The sequence below is a fragment of the Frankia sp. BMG5.23 genome (genome assembly GCF_000685765.2).
Taxonomy (GTDB): Bacteria; Actinomycetota; Actinomycetes; order Frankiales; family Frankiaceae; genus Frankia; species Frankia casuarinae.
In genome coordinates this window covers 1-4,622 of sequence record NZ_JDWE01000117.1, presented here as the reverse complement: position 1 = coordinate 4,622, position 4,622 = coordinate 1, and the positions used below count along the sequence as shown (strand labels likewise).

4 protein-coding genes and 2 pseudogenes are annotated in these 4,622 nt (G+C 72.6%); 3 read left to right on the top strand and 3 right to left on the bottom strand.

The genetic code is table 11. From position 1 onward, the window contains the following. Positions 1–249: 249 nt before the first annotated feature. Both BMG523DRAFT_RS27605 and BMG523DRAFT_RS21810 read right to left on the bottom strand, forming a co-directional pair. Positions 250–357: pseudogene (locus BMG523DRAFT_RS27605) on the bottom strand (VOC family protein); the annotation flags it as partial. Between the two features lie 58 nt (positions 358–415). After that, positions 416–754: pseudogene (locus BMG523DRAFT_RS21810) on the bottom strand (transposase); the annotation flags it as partial. 227 nt (positions 755–981) lie between these two features. Here BMG523DRAFT_RS21810 and BMG523DRAFT_RS25000 point away from each other — a divergent pair. Together BMG523DRAFT_RS25000 and BMG523DRAFT_RS23915 are read left to right on the top strand one after the other, a co-directional pair. Continuing rightward, positions 982–1,164: a hypothetical protein gene (locus tag BMG523DRAFT_RS25000; protein ID WP_134351729.1), complete on the top strand. Its 183-nt coding sequence runs from the start codon at positions 982–984 to the stop codon at positions 1,162–1,164. Beyond that, positions 1,164–2,954, top strand: coding sequence for an MFS transporter (locus BMG523DRAFT_RS23915; RefSeq protein WP_152987893.1), 1,791 nt, complete (start codon positions 1,164–1,166; stop codon positions 2,952–2,954). The genes BMG523DRAFT_RS25000 and BMG523DRAFT_RS23915 overlap by 1 nt, the downstream gene beginning before the upstream one ends. Before the next feature lie 64 nt (positions 2,955–3,018). On the opposite strand, the gene BMG523DRAFT_RS21800 is transcribed toward BMG523DRAFT_RS23915, so the two are convergent. Next, entirely contained in the window at positions 3,019–4,008 is a 990-nt protein-coding gene (locus tag BMG523DRAFT_RS21800; RefSeq protein WP_023842080.1) for an MFS transporter, read from the bottom strand. Between the two features lie 375 nt (positions 4,009–4,383). On the opposite strand from BMG523DRAFT_RS21800, the gene BMG523DRAFT_RS21795 reads away from it, so the two are divergent. After that, the coding region (locus tag BMG523DRAFT_RS21795; RefSeq protein ID WP_235463377.1) for an IS66 family transposase at positions 4,384–4,622 on the top strand (239 nt) is incomplete at its 3' end.

Genomic DNA, 4,622 nt, shown 5'->3' with positions numbered 1-4,622 from the left:
GTGACATCATCGGTGACAGACAGAACAGACACACCACCCAGGACACATCACCAGCGTCCTCGGTATCAGGAACTACACCCGACGTATCACGAAGAGCCCACAACCCCCCACCAGCATCCCGCGGACACTCCGCCCGACTCCCGCCACAGCCACGACACCGCCACACGGCGGAACCAGCCCCTCCACGCCATCGCCGAATACTTACGCCCGGTCAGGGCCCACAAAAGCCCTGGCCGGGCCGGCGCTGGCTCAGAGCACCGTCGGCTGGTGGTGGCTGCCGTACGGACGGGTGATGATTTCCATACCATGCCCCGCCGGATCCATAAAGTACACGCCCAGGCCACCGTGGTTTCGGTTGGGGGGTGTCAAGATAACGGCTCTGCCAAGATAACGGTGTAAATCGGGTTGAGGTGGGCTACTTGCGGCCTGCGGTGAGCCGGCCGTCGAACGCGACGTCGAAGGCGTTGAGAGCGCCCTTCCAGCGGATCACCCAGCGCTTGCGGCCCTGCCCGGTGGGGTCGAGGCTCATGACCGCCAGGTAGATGCACTTCAGCGCGGCGGTCTCGTTCGGGAAGTGCCCGCGGGCCCGGACCGCGCGGCGGATCCGGGCGTTGACGCTCTCGATCGCGTTGGTCGAGCAGATCACCCGGCGGATCTCGGCGTCGAAGGCCAGGAACGGCGTGAACTCCGCCCAGGCGTTCTCCCACAACCGGACGATCGCCGGATACTTCCCGCCCCAGGCCTCGGCGAACTCCAGCCACCGCTCGGTGGCCGCGATCCTCCTGGTCGGGCTGGTGGCGGTGCTGCTGGACACCACCATCGTCAACGTCGCCACCGCGCGGCTGGCCACGGACCTGCACACCGGCGTCTCCGTGGTGCAGTGGGTGAGCACCGCGTTCCTGCTCGCCCTCGGCGTGAGCATCCCGCTGACCGCCTGGGCCGTCGGCCGCTTCGGCGGCCGGCCGCTTCGGCGGCCGGGCGGTGTGGCTGGCGGGCGTCGCGCTGTTCACGGTCGGCTCGGCGCTGGCCGGCGCGTCGTGGAACATCGGCGGCCTGATCGCCTTCCGGGTGGTCCAGGGACTCGGCGGCGGACTGATGCTGCCGGTGCAGCAGACCCTGCTGGTGCGCGCCGCCGGCCCGGCCCGGCCCGGCTGGGGCGGGTGATGGCCGCGATCAGCCTGCCCGCCGTGGTGGTCCCGATCCTGGGCCCCGTGGTCGGCGGCCTGATCCTGCAGGCGGCGAGCTGGCGCTGGATCTTCCTCATCAACGTGCCGATCGGCCTGCTCGCCTTCGTCCTGGCCTGGCGCGGGCTGGACCGCGACCAGGACCGGCAGCGCCGCCCGCTGGACGTCGCGGGCCTGGTGCTGTTCGTCCCCGGCGCGGTCGCCCTGCTCTACGCCCTGACCCGGGTCGCGCAGCTCGGCGTCCGGCCGGGGGCCTGGGTGCCGCTGGCCCTCGGCGTCCTGCTCCTGGCCGGGTTCGCGGTCTACGCGGCGCGGGTCGGCGACGCCGCGATGCTCGACGTCCGGCTGTTCCGGGTCCGGTCGTTCGCGGCCTCCTCGGCGCTGCTGTTCCTGTCCGGGCTGTCGCTGTACGGGGTGGCGTTCCTGCTACCCCTCTTCTACCAGCAGGTCCGCGGATACTCCGCGCTGACCGCGGGGCTCCTGCTGGCTCCCCAGGGCATCGGCAGCCTGGCGGCGCGCAGGTCCGTCGGCAAGCTCTCGGACCGCTACGGGCCGCGTCCGGTTGTGCTCGCCGGGGTGGTGTGCGCGCTGGTCGGGAGCCTGCCGTTCGGCTGGGCCGGCGTGCACGGCGGCCAGGTGCCGCAGATCGCCGGCCTGGTGGTGCGCGGGGCGGGGCTGTCGGCGGTGAACATCGCCGTGATGGTCGCCGCCTTCCAGGGCCTGTCCAAGGACCGGATCCCGCACGCCAGCAGCACCACCCGGATTCTGCTCCAGGTGGGCGGCTCGTTCGGGGTGGCGGTGGCCGCCGTGGTGCTTCAGCACGAGCTGGCCGGGCACCCCGGCGGCCCGGTGGCGCACGCCTCCGGGTTCGGCGCCGCGTTCCTGTGGATGACCGCGTTCACCGTGGTCGCCGTGCCGCCGGCGCTGATGCTGCCAGGTAGGCGGCGGCCGGAACCCGAGGCGGCCGCGGCCGCCCCGCCCGTGACCCCGGCGGGGTCCGAGGCGCAGAGTCGACCGGGCCCCCGGTGCCCGGCCTGGTGCCCGAGCACGTCGCCGCTCCGAAAGGCATGCACTAACCTGGGGGAGAGCCGGCCGGGCCCGTCGGCGTCGCGGCCGTCACCGAGGGATCCGCACATGGCCACTGAGACATCCCCGCCCGCTGGGATCCCACCCGCCGAAGTCCCGGCCGCCGAGCGCCCGGTCGCGCCGGCGATGCGCGCCGACGCCCGGCGCAACCGGGCCCGGGTGCTGAAGGCCGCGCAGGAGGCCTTCGCCTCCGTGGGGCTCCAGGTCGGCCTGGACGAGATCGCCCGCCGGGCCGGGGTCGGCGCCGGGACCGTCTACCGGCACTTCCCGACCAAGGAGGCCCTCTTCGACGCGGTGATCCTGGACCGCGCGCAGCGCCTGGTGGACCGCGCCGAGGAGCTGGCCGACGCCCCCGAGCCGGGCGCGGCCTTCTTCGCCTTCATCTCCGGGATGCACCGGGAGAGCGCCGCCAAGCGTGACCTCATCGACGCCGTGGCCGGGATAGGCGTCGACATTACCGCCAGCCTCACCGACGCCAACCGCGGCCTGTGGGCCGCCGTCGAGGTGCTGATGCGCCGGGCCCAGCAGGCCGGGACGGTGCGGACGGACGTGGACATCACCCTGCTCAAGGTTCTGCTGCGCGCCGTGTTCATCGCCAACGACGGCGTGGGCGGCGGGCCGAAGGAGGCCGACGGTGTGATGGCCGTGATCTGCGACGGGCTGCGAGCGCAAGCGGCCCGGTGAGACCGGTTCCGGTCTCACCGGGCCGTCGGCGGCGCCGCTGCTCAGCCGTCCGACTTCGGCTGACTCAGTCGGCTGACGCCGGGGCGAGTCTCCCCTCAGCGCCCGGCGGCTCGGCCGGGATCGGAGGTCCGGCAGCCGCCTGGACCAGCGCGCCCAGGCCGGTTTCCCCGTCCTGGTCGGCGAGCACGCGGGAAGCCGGGATGAACAGGCTGAGCACCGCGGCGGCGAGCAGCACCGCCACCCCCACCCACAGCGCCGCCACCATGCCGTGAACGAACGCGCGGGCGGCGTCGAACGGGAAAGCCCGGACCACGGTGAAGTGCGCCAGGTACACCGTCGACAGCGCCGCGATGCCGAGCGCGCCGCCGATCTCGCGGACGGTGTTGTTCGCCCCCGAGGCCTTGCCGTACTCGTGTGGCCGCACCGAGCCCAGCACCACGGCCATGGTCGGCGCGAACACCAGACCCATCCCCACCCCGGCCAGGACCAGCGCCGGGACCAGCCGGGCGTAGGACAGGCCGACCTGGGCGATAGCCGCCACCCAGGCCAGGCCCAGCCCCTGCAGGGCCAGCCCGGAGGCCATCAGCCGGTTGCCCCCCACCCGGTCGATGCAGGCCCCGGTGATCGGGGCCACCAGCATCGGCATGGCCGACCACGGCAGGGTCCGCACTCCCGCGCCCAGCGCCGAGTAGCCAAGGGAGTCCTGGAAGTACTGCGACAGGAAGAAGATCGAGCCGAACACCCCGAAGTAGAAGGCGAGCGACACCAGGTTGCTCAGCACGAACGCGGGTTGCCGATAGAAGTGCAGCGGCAGCAGCGGCGAGCGGGCCCGGCGCTCCCAGGACACGGCCGCGGTCGTCAGCACGACCGCGGCGGCCAGCGGGACCAGGACCGACGGGGAGGCCCAGCCGGCCGTGCCGACCTGGACGATGCCCCACACCGCCAGGGTCACGGCGCCGATCACCAGCGCCATGCCGGGCAGGTCCAGCCCGCTGTCCTCGCCGTGGCTCTCACGGACCCCGCGCAGGACGAACGGCACCGCGCCCACGGCCACCCGACGCTCTCCCTCGGCTGGGGCCTGTGGGCCGACACCGGCGGCGCCGGCATGACCAGCGCCATGCGGACCGCCGACGTGGCCCGCCTGGCCCGCAAAAGATGGGCGGCCCAACGATCCGAGACGCGGTGCCGCACGACATGTCGGCGATCCGGGAGATCGCCGATGAACACGAGATCCGAACCAGTTGGCCGTGGAAGGTCCGGACTTACGCGCCCTGGATTCTTCGCTGATCCTCATTCCACTGCGGTCTGATTGTGGGGGCGCCTGCCCGTTCCCAGCTGAGCGCAGGTGACGATCCTCCGGATCGTGCATCGGCGGCGACGGTATCGGCGGTGCTGCACATGTCCGGGGCCGCGGACAGTGACCGCGCCGGTGCCACCCAAACCGATTCCCAAGGGCCGGTTCACCGCNGGGTTCCTCGCNCGNCTTCNCTACGAGAAGTANGTCCTGGGCCTGCCGTTGCACCGGATCGCTCGGGCGCTGGCNGCCGACGGGCTCGGTGTTGCCGAGGGCACTCTGTGTGGGGCGTTGAAGGACGTGCATGGACTNCTCGGCGGGCTCGATGAGCAGATCGTGGCGCGTAACGCCGCCGCCGGTCATGTCCACGCGGA